Here is a 17,019-nt window from a genome sequence, read left to right on the forward strand (position 1 = left end):
ATGGCTAATCTGCGAATTGCGTTGGTGGCCGGAGAAGCTTCCGGCGATATCCTGGGCGCAGGTCTTATGCGGGCCCTCAAGGCCCAGCATCCGGCGGTTGAATTCATCGGTGTTGGTGGCCCATTGATGCAGGCTGAAGGCCTCACTTCCTATTTCCCCATGGAGCGCCTGTCGGTTATGGGGTTGGTGGAAGTGCTGGGTCGCCTGCGTGAGCTGTTGGCGCGCCGCAAGCTGCTGATTCAGACCCTGATCGAAGAAAAACCCGACGTCTTTATCGGAATCGATGCACCGGACTTCACCCTCAATATCGAACTCAAGCTGCGTCAGGCCGGGATCAAAACCGTGCACTACGTTAGCCCCTCCGTGTGGGCGTGGCGACAAAAGCGTGTGCTGAAGATCCGTGAAGGCTGTGACCTGATGCTCACCCTGTTGCCGTTCGAGGCCAGGTTCTACGAAGAAAAGGGCGTGCCGGTACGGTTCGTTGGGCATACGCTCGCCGACGACATCCCTTTGCAGGCCGATCGCGTGGCGGCCCGTGGGCAGTTGGGCTTGCCCGATGGCCCGCTCGTCGCGTTGATGCCGGGCAGCAGGGGGGGAGAAGTCGGTCGGCTGGCCAGCGTGTTCTTCGATGCCGCCGAGCGCCTGCAAGCCTTGAAGCCAGGTGTGCGTTTCGTACTGCCCTGTGCAAGCCCGCAGCGTCGCGCACAGATCGAAACGCTGCTGGAAGGTCGTAACCTGCCGTTGACATTGCTTGATGGTCAATCGCACCTGGCATTGGCGGCCTGCGATGCGGTGCTGATTGCTTCAGGCACGGCAACCCTGGAAGCCTTGTTGTACAAGCGTCCGATGGTTGTGGCGTATCGCCTGGCACCGCTGACGTTCTGGATTCTCAAACGCATGGTCAAAAGCCCCTATATCTCTTTGCCCAATTTGCTGGCCCAGCGCCTGTTGGTGCCGGAGTTGCTGCAGGACGATGCGACACCGGAGGCCTTGGCGCAGACACTGCTGCCCCTGATCGATGGCGGCGAAGAGCAGACCCGAGGGTTTGATGAGATTCATCGCACCCTGCGCCGTGATGCGTCGAACCAGGCTGCAGACGCCGTGTTGAGTCTGATCGGCCACAAACAGGAAACGTTATGAGTACGCAGATGGGCCTGGATTTCAGCCTGGTTGCACAAGCCCATGAACTGGTGGCCGGTGTTGATGAAGTAGGGCGCGGTCCCCTCTGCGGTGCGGTGGTCACCGCAGCTGTGATTCTTGATCCGAACCGTCCGATCCTTGGCCTCAACGATTCGAAGAAGCTCACCGAAGCTCGTCGCGAAAAGCTCTACGACGAGATTTGTGAAAAAGCCCTGAGCTGGCATATCGCCCGGGCCGAAGTCGAAGAAATCGACGAGCTGAACATTCTCCACGCCACCATGCTTGCCATGCAGCGTGCTGTTGAAGGCCTGCACATCACACCCAAACTGGCGATGATCGACGGTAACCGTTGCCCTAAATTGGCGATGCCGGCCGAGGCAGTGGTCAAAGGTGACAGCAAGGTTCCGGCCATCGCAGCGGCATCGATCCTGGCCAAGGTCAGTCGTGACCGGGAAATGGCCGCGTTCGAGTTGATCTATCCCGGCTACGGCATCGGTGGTCACAAAGGCTATCCGACGCCCGTTCATCTGGAAGCCCTGGCCCGCCTCGGCCCCACGCCTATCCACCGCCGCTCGTTTGCCCCGGTGCGCCTGGCTTACGAAGCGCGGGAGAGTCTCAGCGAGGTGTAGTCGCGAGGCTGATGTTTTTGCCAAGGCCCGGTACAATCCGGGCCTTGTTGTTTCCACGTATAAGACAGGATCACTATGCCGGCTTCATTCGTTCACCTACGCCTGCACACTGAGTACTCCCTGGTCGACGGCCTGGTACGGATCAAGCCTCTGGTCAAAACCCTGGTGGGCATGAACATGCCCGCGGTGGCGGTTACCGATCAGAACAACATGTGTTCCCTGGTCAAGTTCTACAAGAACGCCATGGGTGCCGGCATCAAGCCCATCTGCGGCGCCGACCTGTGGCTGTCCAACAAAGATCCGGATAACGCGCTGAGCCGCATCAGCCTTTTGGCGATGAACGGCGTGGGTTATCGCAACCTCACTGAACTGATCTCCCGTGGCTTCATCGATGGTCAACGCAACGGTTCGATCATTATCGAGCGTGAATGGGTTGCCGAGGCCAGCGAAGGCCTGATCATGCTGTCGGCCGCTAAAGAGGGGGAGATTGGTCTTGCACTGCTGGGGGGCAATCCCCAGGAAGCCGAAGTGCTGGCGAAGGAGTGGATGCAGGTCTTTCCCGACCGTTTCTACCTTGAAGTGCAGCGCACCAACCGCCCCAATGATGAAGAGCATCTGCACGCCGCCGTTGCCCTGGCCGAAAAGCTTGGCGCGCCACTGGTCGCCACCAACGACGTGCGCTTTATCAAGAAAGAAGATTTCGAAGCCCACGAAACCCGTGTGTGCATCGGTGAAGGCCGGGCCCTGGATGACCCGCGTCGCTCGAAAAATTACAGCGAAGAGCAATACCTCAAAAGCGCCGAAGAGATGGCCGAGTTGTTCAGCGACTTGCCTGAGGCCCTGGAAAACTCTGTCGAGATCGCCAAACGCTGCAACATTGAAGTGAAGCTGGGTACGCACTTCCTACCCAACTTCCCGATTCCCGATGGCATGACCATCGATGAATATTTCCGCAAGGTGTCGTTCGATGGCCTGGAAGAACGGCTTTCCGTGCTGTTGCCCAAGGACACCACTGAAGACTACGAAGCCAAGCGCCAGGTGTATGTCGATCGGCTGAATTTCGAGCTGGATATCATCATCCAGATGGGGTTCCCCGGTTACTTCCTGATCGTAATGGACTTCATCCAGTGGGCGAAAAGCAACGGCGTGCCCGTAGGCCCTGGCCGTGGGTCGGGTGCCGGCTCGCTGGTGGCGTATGTGCAGAAGATTACCGACCTCGACCCTCTTGAATATGACTTGCTGTTCGAACGGTTCCTGAACCCGGAACGGGTTTCCATGCCCGACTTCGACGTCGACTTCTGCATGGACGGTCGCGACCGCGTGATCGAATACGTGGCCGAGAAATACGGCCGCAACGCGGTAAGCCAGATCATCACTTTCGGTTCCATGGCGGCCAAGGCGGTAATCCGCGACGTGGCCCGGGTGCAAGGCAAGTCCTACGGCCTGGCCGACCGGCTGTCGAAGATGATCCCGTTCGAAGTCGGCATGACCCTGGAAAAGGCCTACGAGCAGGAAGAAATCCTGCGTGACTTCATCAAGATCGATGAGGAAGCCGCCGAGATCTGGGACATGGCGCGCAAGCTCGAAGGTATCGTGCGTAACGTCGGTAAACACGCCGGTGGCGTAGTGATCGCGCCGACCAAACTCACTGACTTTTCGCCGATCTATTGCGATGAAGAAGGCGGCGGCCTGGTTACCCAGTTCGACAAGGACGACGTTGAGGCGGCCGGCCTGGTGAAGTTCGACTTCCTCGGCCTGCGGACCCTGACGATCATCGACTGGGCGCTGAAGACCATCAACCGCGAGCGCGCCAAGGTCGACGAAGAGCCGCTGGATATTGCGTTCATCCCGTTGGATGACAAGCCGACTTACCAATTGCTGCAAAAAGCTGAAACAACAGCTGTGTTCCAGCTTGAGTCGCGGGGCATGAAAGAGCTGATCAAAAAGCTCAAGCCCGACTGCCTGGAAGACTTGATCGCACTGGTGGCCCTGTTCCGTCCGGGCCCGCTGCAGTCGGGCATGGTTGACGACTTCATCAACCGTAAGCACGGCCGCGCCGAACTGGCCTACCCGCACTCCGACTACCAGTACGAAGGCCTCAAGCCTGTGCTGGCGCCAACCTACGGCATCATCCTGTACCAGGAACAGGTGATGCAGATCGCTCAGGTAATGGCGGGCTACACCCTCGGCGGTGCGGACATGCTGCGTCGAGCCATGGGTAAAAAGAAACCCGAGGAAATGGCCAAGCAGCGCGGCGGTTTCATTGAGGGTTGCGCCACCAACAATATCGACGCCGATCTGGCCGGTAACATTTTTGACCTGGTGGAAAAATTCGCCGGTTATGGTTTCAACAAATCTCACTCCGCCGCCTACGGCCTGGTGTCTTACCAGACCGCCTGGCTGAAAGCCCACTACCCGGCGCCGTTCATGGCTGCGGTACTTTCTGCGGACATGCACAACACCGACAAGGTTGTGACCTTGATCGAGGAAGTGCGCACCATGAAGCTGCGCCTCGACGCGCCTGACGTGAACGCCTCGGAGTTCAAGTTCACGGTGAATGACGAAGGCCGCATCATCTATGGCCTGGGCGCGATCAAAGGCGTGGGCGAAGGCCCGGTGGAGGCGATTACCGAAGCGCGTCAGGACGGGCCGTTCAAGGATCTGTTCGACTTCTGCGCGCGGGTTGACCTCAAGCGCATCAACAAGCGAACCCTTGATGGCTTGATCCGCAGCGGTGCGCTGGACCGTCTCGGCCCTTACTTTCACGATGAGCCGAAGGCCTACCAGGCAAATATCGACCGCAACCGCGCGGTGCTGCTCACTGCCATGGAAGAAGCGATCAAAGCTGCCGAGCAGACCGCCCGTACCCATGACAGCGGCCACGCCGACCTGTTTGGCGGGTTGTTCGTCGAAGAAGACGCGGACGTGTACGGCAATCACCGCAAGGCCAAAGAGTTGACTCTCAAGGAGCGCCTCAAGGGTGAAAAAGACACCTTGGGCCTGTACCTCACCGGTCACCCGATTGACGAATACGAAGGCGAGATCCGCCGTTTCGCCCGTCAGCGCATCATCGACCTGAAACCGGCGCGGGACACCCAAACCGTCGCCGGCATGATTATCGCCCTGCGGGTGATGAAAAATAAGAAGGGCGACAAGATGGGTTTCATCACTCTCGATGACCGCTCGGGCCGTATCGAAGCTTCGCTGTTTGCCGATGCCTTCCATTCGGCGCAGTCGCTGCTGCAGACCGATGCCATGGTAGTTGTGGAAGGGGAGGTCAGCAACGATGACTTCTCCGGTGGCCTGCGCCTGCGTATCAAGCGGGTGATGAGCATGGAAGATGCGCGCACCAACCTGGCTGAAAGCCTGCGCTTGAAGGTCAAGACCGAGGCGCTCAAGGGCGATCAGCTACGCTGGCTGGGTGACTTGCTCAAGCGTCACCGTGGCGCATGCCCGGTGACCATGGAGTACACCGGCGACGACGCCAAGGCGATGTTGCAGTTCGGCGAGACCTGGCGAATTGATCCGGCTGATGGCTTGATTCAAGCTTTGCGTGACCAGTTCGGTCGAGACAACGTCTTCCTCCAATACCGCTGACGGTCAGAACGTCTGACCTCGGCTGAACATTTAATCTCGACCTGAACGCGCCTCTCCCTTAAGGTAGGGCGCGAACAGACAACCGGCTGGCCAGGCACTCCCTGGCCGTCGACCCAAGACGGACGCTTATGAACCCGAATTTTCTTGATTTCGAACAGCCGATCGCTGACCTGCAAGCCAAGATCGAAGAACTGCGCCTGGTCGGCAATGACAATTCGCTGAATATCGGCGATGAGATCGCTCGCCTGCAAGACAAGAGCAGCACGCTCACCGAAGACATCTTCGGCAAGCTGACCAGCTGGCAGATCGCGCGCCTGGCCCGCCACCCGCGCCGTCCGTACACCCTGGACTACATTCAGCACATTTTCACCGAGTTCGACGAGTTGCATGGCGATCGCCACTTCTCCGACGACGCGGCCATCGTGGGCGGTATCGCTCGCCTGGACGACCAGCCTGTAATGGTGATTGGTCACCAGAAAGGCCGTGAAGTGCGCGAGAAAGTCCGCCGCAACTTCGGCATGCCGCGTCCGGAAGGCTATCGTAAGGCTTGCCGTTTGATGGAAATGGCTGAGCGCTTCAAGATGCCCATCCTGACCTTCATCGACACGCCGGGTGCATACCCAGGTATCGACGCTGAAGAACGCAACCAGAGCGAAGCGATTGCCTGGAACCTGCGCGTCATGTCTCGCCTGAAAACCCCGATCATCGCCACGGTGATTGGTGAAGGCGGTTCCGGCGGTGCATTGGCCATTGGCGTCTGCGACCAACTGAACATGCTGCAATATTCGACCTACGCGGTGATCTCGCCAGAAGGTTGCGCCTCGATCCTGTGGAAGACTGCAGAAAAGGCACCGGACGCTGCCGAAGCCATGGGCATCACTGCTGATCGCCTCAAAGGCCTTGGTATCGTGGACAAAGTGATCGCCGAGCCATTGGGCGGCGCCCACCGCGACCCGGCTGCTGCCGCCGCGACTATCCGTGCCGAGTTGGGTTCGCAGCTTGCGATGCTCAAAAAACTGGACAACGAAGCGCTGCTGGCCCGTCGTTACGAACGCCTGATGAGCTACGGCCTCTAAGGCCGCAGCGGTACTAATGTGGGAGGGGGCTTGCCCCCGATTGCTGAGTGTCAGTCACTGTATTCACTGGCTGATGCTCCGCTATCGGGGGCGAGCCCCCTCCCACATTTGCTTTGTGTATGCTTGGCTTGGGTATTCCAGATTTGCGGCGGTAACCTGTGATGAAACCGACTTTATCCGCCAAACTCCTGCACGCCCTAGCCCCTTGGCGCAAAGCCCCGGCTTGGCATATCGCCTTCTCTGGTGGTCTTGATTCCACTGTCCTGCTGCATCTCCTGGCCAACGCCGAAGCCCTTCCGCCTCTAAGCGCTGTCCATGTCCACCATGGCCTGCAATCCGCCGCCGACACCTGGCCGAGCCATTGCCAGTCCATTTGCGACAGGCTGGGCGTGCCCCTGCGCGTAATGCGTGTGCAGGTACAGCCCGGCGCCAGCCTTGAGCGTGCAGCGCGTGATGCACGTTACAGGGCGTTTACCGAGGTGATCGGGGCAGGGGAGGTGTTGCTCACGGGCCAGCATCGCGACGATCAGGCTGAAACCCTGCTGTTTCGCCTGTTGCGCGGGGCCGGCGTGCGGGGGGCGGCGGCAATGCCTGTGCACCGTCCATTGGCGGGCGGCCATTTGGTGCGGCCGTTGTTGGATGTCTCGCGCACCGAGCTGGTGGCCTACGCCGATGAACATCAACTCAAGTGGATCGAAGACCCTTCCAACGCCGACATGCAGTTCTCCCGTAATTACCTGCGTCACCGCGTGATCCCGACGCTGACGGAGCGTTGGCCCCAAGCCGTCTCCAGCCTGGCCCGCACTGCCGAACACCTCGGTGAAGCCCAGGCGTTGCTGGGTGAGTTAGCCTGCATAGACCTACAAGCCGCGGATCAACCTTCACGGTTTCCTTGGCTGCCTTTGCCGTCATTGGCCCTCGGCCCACTGCGCGATCTTTCCGATGCTCGTCAGCGCAACGTCCTACGCCATTGGCTGGCGCCGCTGACCCGGTTGCCCGACACCGACCACTGGGCTGGCTGGTATTCCCTCCGCGATGCCAAGGGCGACGCACAGCCCTTGTGGCGCCTGGCCGATGGAGAATTGCACCGTTGTGGCGAACGCATCTGGTGGTTGTCTCGCGCCTGGTCGGAATTTTCCCGCGCGCCGGTGAGCTGGCCTCGCCCGCAAAACCCACTAGAGTTACCCGGCAATGGCCTGCTGGAAATTATCGGCAAGGTGCCCGAAGTCCCGCTGGAGGTCCGTTATCGCCAGGGCGGTGAAATGCTTGAAGTGCCAGGCCGAGGCCGGCGTGACCTGAAGCGCCTGCTCAATGAGCATGGAGTGCCGGGCTTCGTCCGTGGCAGATTGCCGCTGCTGTATCAGGGCGAGCAATTGCTCGGCGTGCCCAACCTCACTGGACTCTGGGCCTCGCCAAGTGATGGCTGGAAATTACATTGGATGCCACAGAGCTGCGATCAAGGTTTGAGCTGATAGAGCCTTTCCGGTAGACTACGCTCCCTTCTTGATACAACTTCTGTGGATTCGCCTGAATCGCAGCAGTTGCCGATTACCAAGCCGTCTTTGCTGGGCGATTCCAAAAAATGTGTAGCGATCAACGCACCGGTGTTTCACTGCTGGTCTGTCACAACGCGGCGGTTTTTTTGAAAGGTGCACTGTGATTAATGCTGGTGATCGGGGGCTTCGGCCTCTCTTCGCTTTCCCCGGCGGCTCGGACCGCTTTAACGCAGACTTCTAGGGTTTTTCATGACGCGCTACATATTCGTCACGGGCGGTGTTGTTTCTTCATTGGGGAAAGGCATTGCCTCCGCTTCATTGGCGGCCATCCTGGAGGCGCGGGGGCTTAAAGTCACCATGCTCAAGCTGGACCCGTACATCAACGTCGACCCGGGCACCATGAGCCCGTTCCAGCATGGTGAAGTGTTCGTCACACACGACGGCGCCGAGACCGACCTGGACTTGGGCCACTACGAGCGGTTCATCCGCACGACCATGACCCAGAACAACAACTTCACCACCGGCCGTGTCTACGAGCACGTTCTGCGCAAAGAGCGCCGTGGTGACTACCTGGGTGCAACCATCCAGGTGATTCCGCACATTACCGATGAAATCAAGCGCCGCATCATCAAGGGTGCAGGCGATGCCGACGTGGCGATGGTCGAGATCGGTGGCACCGTGGGTGACATCGAATCCCAGCCATTCCTCGAAGCTATCCGCCAGTTGCGTTTCGAAGTCGGCGCCAAGCGTGCGATGCTGATGCACCTCACGTTGGTGCCGTACATCGCCACCGCTGGCGAAACCAAAACCAAGCCTACGCAGCACTCGGTCAAGGAACTGCGTTCCATCGGCCTGCAGCCGGACGTGCTGGTGTGCCGCTCCGATCACCCGATCGACATTTCCTCGCGTCGCAAGATCGCGCAGTTCACCAACGTTGAAGAACGTGCGGTAATCGCCCTGGAAGACGCCGACACCATCTACAAGATCCCGGGCATCCTGCACTCGCAAGGCCTGGACGATTTTGTGGTCGAGCGTTTCGGCCTGCAATGCAACGGTGCGGACCTGTCCGAGTGGGAAGCTGTGGTTGACGCCAAGCTCAACCCTGAGCACGAAGTCACCATCGCCATGGTCGGCAAGTACATGGAGCTGCTGGACGCGTACAAGTCGCTGATCGAAGCGATGAGCCACGCGGGTATCAGCAACCGTACCAAGGTCAATCTGCGCTACATCGACTCCGAAGACATCGAGAACCAGGGCACCGCGCTGCTCGAAGGTGTTGACGCAATCCTCGTTCCAGGCGGTTTCGGCCTGCGTGGCGTGGAAGGCAAGATCACCGCCGTACAGTACGCTCGTGAGAACAAGGTGCCGTACCTGGGTATCTGCCTGGGCATGCAAGTGGCGGTTATCGAGTTCGCCCGCAACGTGCTTGGCTGGAAAGACGCCAACTCCACCGAGTTTGACAGCAAGAGCGGTCACCCGGTCGTGGGCCTGATTACCGAGTGGGAAGACGCCACCGGCGCTGTTGAAACCCGTACCGAAAGCTCCGACCTGGGCGGCACCATGCGCCTTGGCGCGCAGGATTGCCTGCTGGAGCCGGGCTCGCTGGTTCACGATTGCTACGGCAAGGACGTGATCGTCGAGCGTCACCGTCATCGTTACGAAGTGAACAACAACCTGCTGCCGCAAATCAAAGAAGCCGGCCTGAAAATCTCCGGTCGCTCCGGTGATGGCGCGCTGGTTGAGGTGGTCGAAGCACCGGATCATCCATGGTTCGTCGCTTGCCAGTTCCACCCAGAGTTCACCTCGACTCCACGCGACGGTCACCCGCTGTTCAGCGGTTTTGTCAAAGCTGCACTGACGCAACATCAGAAGAAGGCGTAAACCTGATGGCCCAGAAGATCATTCGCGTAGGCGACATCGAGATTGCCAACGACAAGCCCATGGTGCTGTTCGGCGGCATGAACGTGCTGGAAAGCCGCGACATGGCGATGCAGGTCTGTGAAGAGTACGTCAAGGTTACCCAGAAATTGGGTATCCCTTACGTGTTCAAGGCCAGCTTCGACAAGGCCAATCGCTCGTCCGTAACGTCCTACCGCGGCCCAGGCCTTGAAGAAGGCATGCGGATCTTCCAGGACATCAAACAAGCCTTCGGCGTGCCGATCATCACCGACGTCCACGAGCCTGAACAGGCTGCCGTGGTCGCCGAGGTGTGCGACATCATCCAGTTGCCGGCCTTCCTGTCGCGCCAGACCGATCTGGTCGTCGCGATGGCTAAGACCGGCGCAGTGATCAATATCAAGAAAGCCCAGTTCCTCGCACCTCAGGAGATGAAGCACATCCTGAACAAGTGTGTGGAAGCGGGTAACGACCAGTTGATCCTCTGCGAGCGTGGTTCGAGCTTCGGCTACAACAATCTCGTGGTGGACATGCTCGGTTTCGGCATCATGAAGCAGTTCGAATACCCCGTGTTCTTCGACGTGACCCACGCGCTGCAAATGCCCGGTGGTCGCGCCGATTCCGCAGGCGGGCGCCGTGCCCAGGTGCTGGACCTGGCCAAGGCCGGCATCAGCCAGTCCCTGGCTGGCCTTTTCCTGGAGGCCCACCCGGACCCGGATAATGCCAAATGCGACGGTCCATGCGCCCTGCGCCTGGACAAGCTGGAGCCATTCCTGGCCCAGCTCAAGCAGTTGGACGAACTGGTCAAGAGTTTTCCGACAGTAGAGACCGCGTAAGCGTCGTTTCTCCGGTAGACTTTCCCACGTTTTCTGTTCAGGCCCTCGGGCCTGAGCCTTGTCGCCTGCAAGCCTGCCCCGTTGTTCCACCCTTGCGGTCGGTCAAAAGTTTCCCTTCAGCTGCGTCGTTTTCGTCAACTTTGGAGTGTTTACAACAATGGCAAAAATCGTCGACATCAAAGGTCGTGAAGTTCTCGACTCCCGTGGCAACCCCACCGTCGAAGCCGACGTGCTTCTCGATAACGGCATCATCGGCAGCGCCTGCGCGCCGTCCGGTGCTTCTACCGGTTCGCGCGAAGCGCTGGAACTGCGTGATGGCGACAAGAGCCGTTACCTGGGCAAGGGTGTACTCAAGGCTGTAGCCAACATTAACGGCCCGATCCGTGACCTGTTGCTGGGCAAGGATCCGCTGGACCAGAAAGCTCTGGACCACGCGATGATCAAGCTCGACGGCACCGAAAACAAAGGTAGCCTGGGCGCTAACGCTATCCTCGCCGTCTCCCTGGCCGCTGCCAAGGCTGCTGCCCAGGACCAGGACTTGCCGCTGTACGCTCACATCGCCAACCTGAACGGCACTCCGGGTGTTTACTCGATGCCGGTTCCGATGATGAACATCATCAACGGTGGCGAGCACGCTGATAACAACGTCGACATCCAGGAATTCATGGTGCAGCCGGTTGGCGCCAAGACCTTCTCCGAAGGCTTGCGCATGGGTACCGAGATTTTCCATCACCTGAAAGCTGTTCTGAAGGCCCGTGGCCTGAGCACTGCTGTAGGCGACGAAGGTGGCTTCGCTCCAAACCTGGCATCCAACGAAGATGCGCTGAAAGTGATCTCCGAAGCCGTGGCCAACGCTGGCTACAAGCTGGGCACTGACGTGACCCTGGCCCTGGACTGCGCGGCCAGCGAGTTCTACGAAGACGGCAAATACAATTTGTCCGGCGAAGGCCAAGTGTTCAACTCCGAAGGTTTTGCTGAGTACCTGAAAGGCCTGACCCAGCGCTATCCGATCATCTCGATCGAAGACGGCCTGGATGAGTCCGATTGGGACGGCTGGAAAATCCTCACCGACAAGATCGGCGAGAAAGTCCAATTGGTGGGCGACGATCTGTTTGTGACCAACACCAAGATCCTGAAAGAAGGCATCGATAAAAAGATCGCCAACTCGATCCTGATCAAGTTCAACCAGATCGGCACCTTGACCGAAACCCTGGAAGCCATTCAGATGGCCAAGGCTGCGGGCTACACCGCCGTGATCTCCCACCGCTCCGGCGAAACCGAAGATTCGACCATCGCCGACCTGGCTGTGGGCACTTCGGCGGGCCAGATCAAGACCGGTTCGCTGTGCCGTTCCGATCGCGTTTCCAAGTACAACCAATTGCTGCGTATCGAAGAGCAACTGGCTGGCAAAGCCAAGTACAACGGTCGCGGCGAGTTTCGCGGCTAATCTGTAAATGGTAAAAAGTCGGCGGATTGCGTCGGAAAGTTCACGATAGTGAACATTTCGGCGCTAATCTGATGGCTATCAAGCACAAGCCTGGTTCTTCCAGGCTTCGTGCTATCAGTTGCTTCAAAAGTTATGCATGGCTGTCTTTTTTCACTGGATACCCGATATTCGATGCGCAGTCCCAATTGGTTGTTCCTCGTCTTGCTCTTGTTGCTGGCTGGCCTGCAGTACCGCCTGTGGGTGGGTAATGGCAGCTTCGCGCAGGTAAAAGACCTGACTGAGCAAATTGCTGCACAGCACGCCGAAAATGAGATCCTGCTGGAGCGCAACCGCGTCCTGGACGCTGAAGTGCTTGAGTTGAAAAAAGGCACGGAGACCGTTGAAGAGCGGGCTCGTCACGAACTGGGCATGGTCAAGGAGGGCGAAACCCTCTACCAGTTGGCCCAATGAGCAACAGTTTGCCGGCCTTCTGGGCCGTAATTCCTGCCGCGGGCGTCGGTGCCCGTATGGCTGCGGACCGTCCCAAGCAATATTTGCAACTGGGCGGGCGCACTATTCTTGAGCACAGCCTCTACTGTTTTCTCGACCACCCCAATCTCAAGGGGTTGGTGGTCAGCCTTGCCATGGATGACCCTTATTGGCCCAACCTGGCATGCGCCATTGATCCACGTATACAGCGTGCGGACGGCGGTTCGGAGCGCTCGGGTTCGGTGCTAAACGCTCTGTTGCACCTCAATGCCCTGGGCGCGAGCGATGACGACTGGGTGCTGGTGCACGACGCCGCCAGGCCCAATTTAAGCCGCGATGATCTCGACAAACTGTTAAGCGAACTGGCCGATGATGCTGTCGGTGGCCTACTGGCCGTCCCGGCCCGCGATACCCTTAAGCGCGCCGACAAGCACGGTCGTGTCGATGAGACTGTCGACCGCAGCCTGATCTGGCAAGCGTACACGCCGCAGATGTTCCGACTCGGTGCGTTGCATCGTGCCTTGGCCGATAGCCTGGTAGCGGATGCGGTCATCACCGATGAGGCCTCGGCAATGGAATGGTCCGGTCAGGCGCCGCGGTTAATTGAGGGGCGTTCGGACAATATCAAGGTGACCCGGCCCGAGGATCTGGAGTGGTTACGGTTACGCTGGGCAAATCGGCAGTGATTGTTGGCTGAGAGGCTGTGCCAGGCAAACGCTGCTCTCGGCGGCGTCTTCATCTTCGATATGTTTGACCTGAAAGTGCCCATACCGCTGTCATGGGCACGCGGTCGCGCGTAGCACCGATTATTGATACGTCGTCTTCCTATGGTTTTGTGATCGCGAATGCCGTGTTCATTCTAAGTTCAAGGTGTTCATGGGTGAACTCGCAGCTGAGTCGGCCATTTAGTTGTCTATCTTCTACTGTCAGTTCCAAGTTGCCATGTTTCATTTTGGCGTCGCGTAGCAAAGGATGGTGAACGTTTAGCCGGATGGGGAATCCGGTGATGAGATCGAAACTTCCCGATTCAAAGGGTGGGCTAAAAGAAAAAATATCTATGATTACCGGATGACCGGGGGCTTCAGGGTCTGTTGCGGGCACTCCTATCTGAATCACTTCATGATTGTCGAATTGATAAAAATGTGCGTCTTTGGTCGCATAGCGTTCAGTACTTTCGATCCTTAAGTCGGCTGAACCCTCTGAATCGACGTTGTGCTTTTTATATGCAGCTATGTTCTGTTCAAGCTGCTTTTCGATATCTGCGGTGTTTACATTTTTCATGGCAGTTTCCCTGCGTCATCTTGATAGGCCTCACTGGGCAGCGCCGTAAAATTGATGATGCAGCGCCAGCAGTGAAACCGTAGGGAACCACCATTCATCTTTGCTCACTACTGTCAGAGTTGACAGTAGCGCTGGTCATCATATGAGGTCGTGGGAGAACAGGACGTTAGAGGCTTTGTATTCTGTCCTGTTTGATAGGCCTTCTTTTAGGTAATCCACCAAACTGCGCACCTTTGGCGACAAATGCCGTTGCTGCGGATACAGCGCCCACACCGCTGTATTCGGCGGCTGATGCGCTTCCAGCAGCGACACCAGTGCACCATTGCGCAAATGTTCCAGCACGTAATAATCCGGCAGTTGGCACAATCCCACGCCCTGCAATGCAGCATCCAGCACCGCTTGTCCACTGTTGCAACGCCAGTTTCCCTGCACCCGCTGGGAAAACTCCCGGCCGTCCTGAGCCAGTTGCCAGATATCCGAGCTGCCAATCAGGCAGTTATGCCGACTCAATTCCGACAAGCTATGGGGGCGCCCATAGCGTTCGAGATAGGACGGCGATGCACACAAGTACATGCGCCGCGGCGCGAGACGGCTGGCAACCATTCTTGAGTCTGAGAGGCGCCCCAAGCGAATTGCCAGGTCCAGGCCTTCGTTTACCAGATCGAGCTGGCGGTTGCTCAGTTCGATATCCACCCGCAACTGCGGGTAAAGCCCCATGAACCGCGTCACCAAAGGCACGATAAATCGCTCGCCATAAGCCACGGCGCACGTCATGCGCAGCATGCCTTTTGGCTCGCTGGTCAAGTCGCCCACCGCCCGCAATGCTTCTTCGCGGCCGTCCTGCAAGCGTTGGCAATGTTGGAGGAAGGTTTGTCCGGCTTCGGTCAGGGTCACTTTGCGTGTACTGCGATAAAGCAACCGTGTCTGCAGCCGTTCCTCCAAGCGTGCGACTTGGCGACTGATATGGGACGACGACACGCCCAGGCGCTCGGCGGCAGCTGTAAATTGACTGCATTCAGCCACGGCGACGAACTCGTCGATGCCTTCCCAGCGGTTCTCCGACATCATGATTGTCCCTGTACAGCAATAATGTTTTGCTTTTGGCTGGATTATTAATCAGTACGCCATGTTTTACACTCTCCCTCTCAATTTTTAACGCCCTGGAGAAATACCGGATGATTAAGTCCCGTGCCGCCGTCGCCTTCGAAGCCAAGAAACCCCTTGAGATTGTTGAAGTGGATGTCGCCATGCCCAAGGCTGGCGAAGTCCTGCTGCGCGTTGTGGCCTCCGGCGTATGCCACACCGACGCTTACACCCTGTCGGGTGCTGACCCGGAAGGCATCTTTCCAGCGATTCTCGGCCACGAGGGCGGTGCGGTGGTTGAAGCAATTGGCGAGGGTGTGACTTCAGTTGCCGTCGGCGACCATGTGATCCCGCTGTACACCCCGGAATGTGGCAAGTGCAAATTCTGCCTGTCGGGCAAGACCAACCTGTGCCAAGCCATTCGAGCCACCCAAGGCAAAGGCCTGATGCCAGATGGCACCACGCGTTTTTCCTACAAGGGTCAGCCGATTTTCCACTACATGGGCACCTCGACCTTCTCCGAGTACACCGTGCTGCCGGAAATTTCCGTGGCCAAGATTCCTAAAGAGGCGCCGCTGGAAAAAGTCTGCTTGCTGGGCTGTGGCGTTACCACCGGTATTGGCGCGGTGATCAACACTGCTAAGGTCAAGCCGGGCGACACCGTGGCCATCTTCGGTCTCGGTGGTATTGGTCTGTCGGCCATTATTGGCGCGGTGAAAGCCAAGGCCGGTCGCATCATTGCCATCGACATCAACCCGGCCAAGTTCGAAATCGCCAAGCAATTGGGCGCCACCGACTGCATCAACCCGAAAGAATACGATCGCCCGATCCAGGACGTGATTGTTGATTTGACTGACGGCGGTGTGGATTTTTCCTTCGAGTGCATCGGCAACGTGCAACTGATGCGTGCTGCCCTTGAGTGCTGCCACAAAGGTTGGGGCGAGTCGGTGATCATCGGTGTGGCCGGTGCGGGCCAGGAAATCGCTACGCGCCCATTCCAGTTGGTGACCGGTCGCGTCTGGCGCGGTTCGGCATTCGGCGGCGTACGCGGTCGTAGCGAGTTGCCAAGCTACGTGGAAATGGCCCAGACCGGCGAAATCCCGCTGGACACGTTCATTACCCATACCATGGGCCTGGAAGACATCAACAAAGCGTTTGACCTGATGCATGAAGGCAAGAGCATTCGTACCGTCATCCACTTCTGAGGTCTCCCATGAGTCTGGAAAACCTGTCCTGTCAGAAGAGCTTCGGCGGCTGGCATAAACGCTACAAACATCATTCCGATGTGCTCGATTGCGACATGACCTTCGCCGTTTACCTGCCGCCGCAAGCGGAGCAGGGCGGCAAGCTGCCGGTGTTGTATTGGCTCTCCGGGTTGACCTGCACCGATGAGAACTTCATGCAGAAGGCCGGCGCGCAACGCATGGCCGCCGAGCTGGGGCTGATCATCGTGGCGCCGGATACCAGCCCTCGCGGTCCCGGTGTCCCGGGTGATCCGGATAACGCCTGGGACTTTGGCCTGGGCGCTGGCTTTTACCTGAATGCCACCCAGGAACCATGGGCCAAGCATTATCGGATGCATGACTATGTGGTGCAGGAATTGCCTGCTTTGGTTGAAGCGCATTTCCCCGCTTCGGACAAGCGTGGTATCAGCGGCCACTCCATGGGCGGACACGGCGCACTGGTGTGTGCGTTGCGCAACCCCGGACGTTATCTGTCGGTGTCGGCGTTTTCGCCTATCAATAACCCGATGGATTGCCCGTGGGGCCAGAAAGCCTTCTCCCGTTACCTGGGTGAAGAGCGCTCTAAGTGGCGTGAATGGGATGCCTGCGTATTGATCAGCGAAGCCTCGGAAAAGCTGCCCTTGCTGGTTGATCAGGGCGATCGCGATGATTTCCTCGCGGTGCAGCTCAAGCCTGAGGCCTTGCAGCAAGCGGCCAAGGCGGCCAAGCATCCGCTGGAACTGCGCCTGCAACCCGGCTATGACCACAGCTACTTCTTCATCGCCAGCTTCATCGAAGACCATTTGCGACACCATGGCCGCGCTTTGCTCGGTTAATGTGAGGCAAA

14 protein-coding genes are annotated in these 17,019 nt (G+C 58.5%); 12 read left to right on the forward strand and 2 right to left on the reverse strand.

Annotation, left to right across the window (positions count from 1 at the left end):
- The 10 genes from lpxB (at position 1) to ispD (ending at position 13,271) form a co-directional block, all read left to right on the forward strand.
- Positions 1-1,140: a lipid-A-disaccharide synthase gene (lpxB, locus tag CKW32_RS03000; RefSeq protein ID WP_032891645.1), complete on the forward strand. Its 1,140-nt coding sequence runs from the start codon at positions 1-3 to the stop codon at positions 1,138-1,140.
- Positions 1,137-1,769, forward strand: coding sequence for a ribonuclease HII (gene rnhB, locus CKW32_RS03005; RefSeq protein ID WP_032891644.1), 633 nt, complete (start codon positions 1,137-1,139; stop codon positions 1,767-1,769). The genes lpxB and rnhB overlap by 4 nt, the downstream gene beginning before the upstream one ends.
- Positions 1,770-1,844: 75 nt before the next feature.
- Complete coding sequence (gene dnaE, locus CKW32_RS03010; RefSeq protein ID WP_032891643.1) at positions 1,845-5,366, forward strand: DNA polymerase III subunit alpha; 3,522 nt, start codon at positions 1,845-1,847, stop codon at positions 5,364-5,366.
- Between the two features lie 128 nt (positions 5,367-5,494).
- A complete protein-coding gene (locus tag CKW32_RS03015) occupies positions 5,495-6,442 on the forward strand; it encodes an acetyl-CoA carboxylase carboxyltransferase subunit alpha (protein ID WP_003172288.1) in 948 nt (315 codons plus the stop codon).
- Positions 6,443-6,603: 161 nt separating this feature from the next.
- The gene (gene tilS / locus CKW32_RS03020; protein WP_095184011.1) at positions 6,604-7,914 is read left to right on the forward strand and encodes a tRNA lysidine(34) synthetase TilS; all 1,311 of its coding nucleotides are present in this window, start codon (positions 6,604-6,606) and stop codon (positions 7,912-7,914) included.
- Positions 7,915-8,187: 273 nt separating this feature from the next.
- A complete protein-coding gene (locus CKW32_RS03025) occupies positions 8,188-9,819 on the forward strand; it encodes a CTP synthase (protein WP_032891641.1) in 1,632 nt (543 codons plus the stop codon).
- 5 nt (positions 9,820-9,824) lie between these two features.
- Positions 9,825-10,670 (forward strand): 3-deoxy-8-phosphooctulonate synthase, encoded by an 846-nt coding sequence (gene kdsA / locus CKW32_RS03030; protein ID WP_010563535.1) that lies wholly within the window; start codon positions 9,825-9,827, stop codon positions 10,668-10,670.
- A 157-nt stretch (positions 10,671-10,827) separates the two neighbouring features.
- Entirely contained in the window at positions 10,828-12,117 is a 1,290-nt protein-coding gene (gene eno / locus CKW32_RS03035) for a phosphopyruvate hydratase (protein WP_032891640.1), read from the forward strand.
- Between the two features lie 171 nt (positions 12,118-12,288).
- On the forward strand, positions 12,289-12,567 hold the full coding sequence (gene ftsB, locus CKW32_RS03040; RefSeq protein ID WP_003231201.1) for a cell division protein FtsB: 279 nt from the start codon (positions 12,289-12,291) through the stop codon (positions 12,565-12,567).
- Positions 12,564-13,271, forward strand: coding sequence for a 2-C-methyl-D-erythritol 4-phosphate cytidylyltransferase (gene ispD / locus CKW32_RS03045; RefSeq protein WP_032891639.1), 708 nt, complete (start codon positions 12,564-12,566; stop codon positions 13,269-13,271). The genes ftsB and ispD overlap by 4 nt, the downstream gene beginning before the upstream one ends.
- 139 nt (positions 13,272-13,410) lie before the next feature.
- Here ispD and CKW32_RS03050 read toward each other — a convergent pair whose 3' ends face one another.
- Together CKW32_RS03050 and CKW32_RS03055 are read right to left on the reverse strand one after the other, a co-directional pair.
- Positions 13,411-13,866 (reverse strand): hypothetical protein, encoded by a 456-nt coding sequence (locus tag CKW32_RS03050; protein WP_095184012.1) that lies wholly within the window; start codon positions 13,864-13,866, stop codon positions 13,411-13,413.
- A 138-nt stretch (positions 13,867-14,004) separates the two neighbouring features.
- Positions 14,005-14,931, reverse strand: a complete 927-nt coding sequence (locus CKW32_RS03055) for a LysR substrate-binding domain-containing protein (protein WP_095184013.1) — start codon at positions 14,929-14,931, stop codon at positions 14,005-14,007.
- Between the two features lie 110 nt (positions 14,932-15,041).
- On the opposite strand from CKW32_RS03055, the gene CKW32_RS03060 reads away from it, so the two are divergent.
- Complete coding sequence (locus CKW32_RS03060; protein WP_095184014.1) at positions 15,042-16,154, forward strand: S-(hydroxymethyl)glutathione dehydrogenase/class III alcohol dehydrogenase; 1,113 nt, start codon at positions 15,042-15,044, stop codon at positions 16,152-16,154.
- 8 nt (positions 16,155-16,162) lie between these two features.
- Positions 16,163-17,008: an S-formylglutathione hydrolase gene (fghA, locus tag CKW32_RS03065; protein ID WP_032891634.1), complete on the forward strand. Its 846-nt coding sequence runs from the start codon at positions 16,163-16,165 to the stop codon at positions 17,006-17,008.
- The last annotated feature ends 11 nt before the right edge of the window (positions 17,009-17,019 follow it).

It is taken from the genome of Pseudomonas sp. Irchel 3H9, assembly GCF_900187495.1.
Taxonomy (GTDB): domain Bacteria; phylum Pseudomonadota; class Gammaproteobacteria; order Pseudomonadales; family Pseudomonadaceae; genus Aquipseudomonas; species Aquipseudomonas sivasensis.

Coding starts and splice junctions, on each gene's coding strand:
- lpxB (WP_032891645.1), top strand. CDS start 1: ATGGCTAATCTGCGAATTGCGTTGGTGGCCGGAGAAGCTTCCGGCGAT.
- rnhB (WP_032891644.1), top strand. CDS start 1,137: ATGAGTACGCAGATGGGCCTGGATTTCAGCCTGGTTGCACAAGCCCAT.
- dnaE (WP_032891643.1), top strand. CDS start 1,845: ATGCCGGCTTCATTCGTTCACCTACGCCTGCACACTGAGTACTCCCTG.
- CKW32_RS03015 (WP_003172288.1), top strand. CDS start 5,495: ATGAACCCGAATTTTCTTGATTTCGAACAGCCGATCGCTGACCTGCAA.
- tilS (WP_095184011.1), top strand. CDS start 6,604: ATGAAACCGACTTTATCCGCCAAACTCCTGCACGCCCTAGCCCCTTGG.
- CKW32_RS03025 (WP_032891641.1), top strand. CDS start 8,188: ATGACGCGCTACATATTCGTCACGGGCGGTGTTGTTTCTTCATTGGGG.
- kdsA (WP_010563535.1), top strand. CDS start 9,825: ATGGCCCAGAAGATCATTCGCGTAGGCGACATCGAGATTGCCAACGAC.
- eno (WP_032891640.1), top strand. CDS start 10,828: ATGGCAAAAATCGTCGACATCAAAGGTCGTGAAGTTCTCGACTCCCGT.
- ftsB (WP_003231201.1), top strand. CDS start 12,289: ATGCGCAGTCCCAATTGGTTGTTCCTCGTCTTGCTCTTGTTGCTGGCT.
- ispD (WP_032891639.1), top strand. CDS start 12,564: ATGAGCAACAGTTTGCCGGCCTTCTGGGCCGTAATTCCTGCCGCGGGC.
- CKW32_RS03050 (WP_095184012.1), bottom strand. CDS start 13,866: ATGAAAAATGTAAACACCGCAGATATCGAAAAGCAGCTTGAACAGAAC.
- CKW32_RS03055 (WP_095184013.1), bottom strand. CDS start 14,931: ATGTCGGAGAACCGCTGGGAAGGCATCGACGAGTTCGTCGCCGTGGCT.
- CKW32_RS03060 (WP_095184014.1), top strand. CDS start 15,042: ATGATTAAGTCCCGTGCCGCCGTCGCCTTCGAAGCCAAGAAACCCCTT.
- fghA (WP_032891634.1), top strand. CDS start 16,163: ATGAGTCTGGAAAACCTGTCCTGTCAGAAGAGCTTCGGCGGCTGGCAT.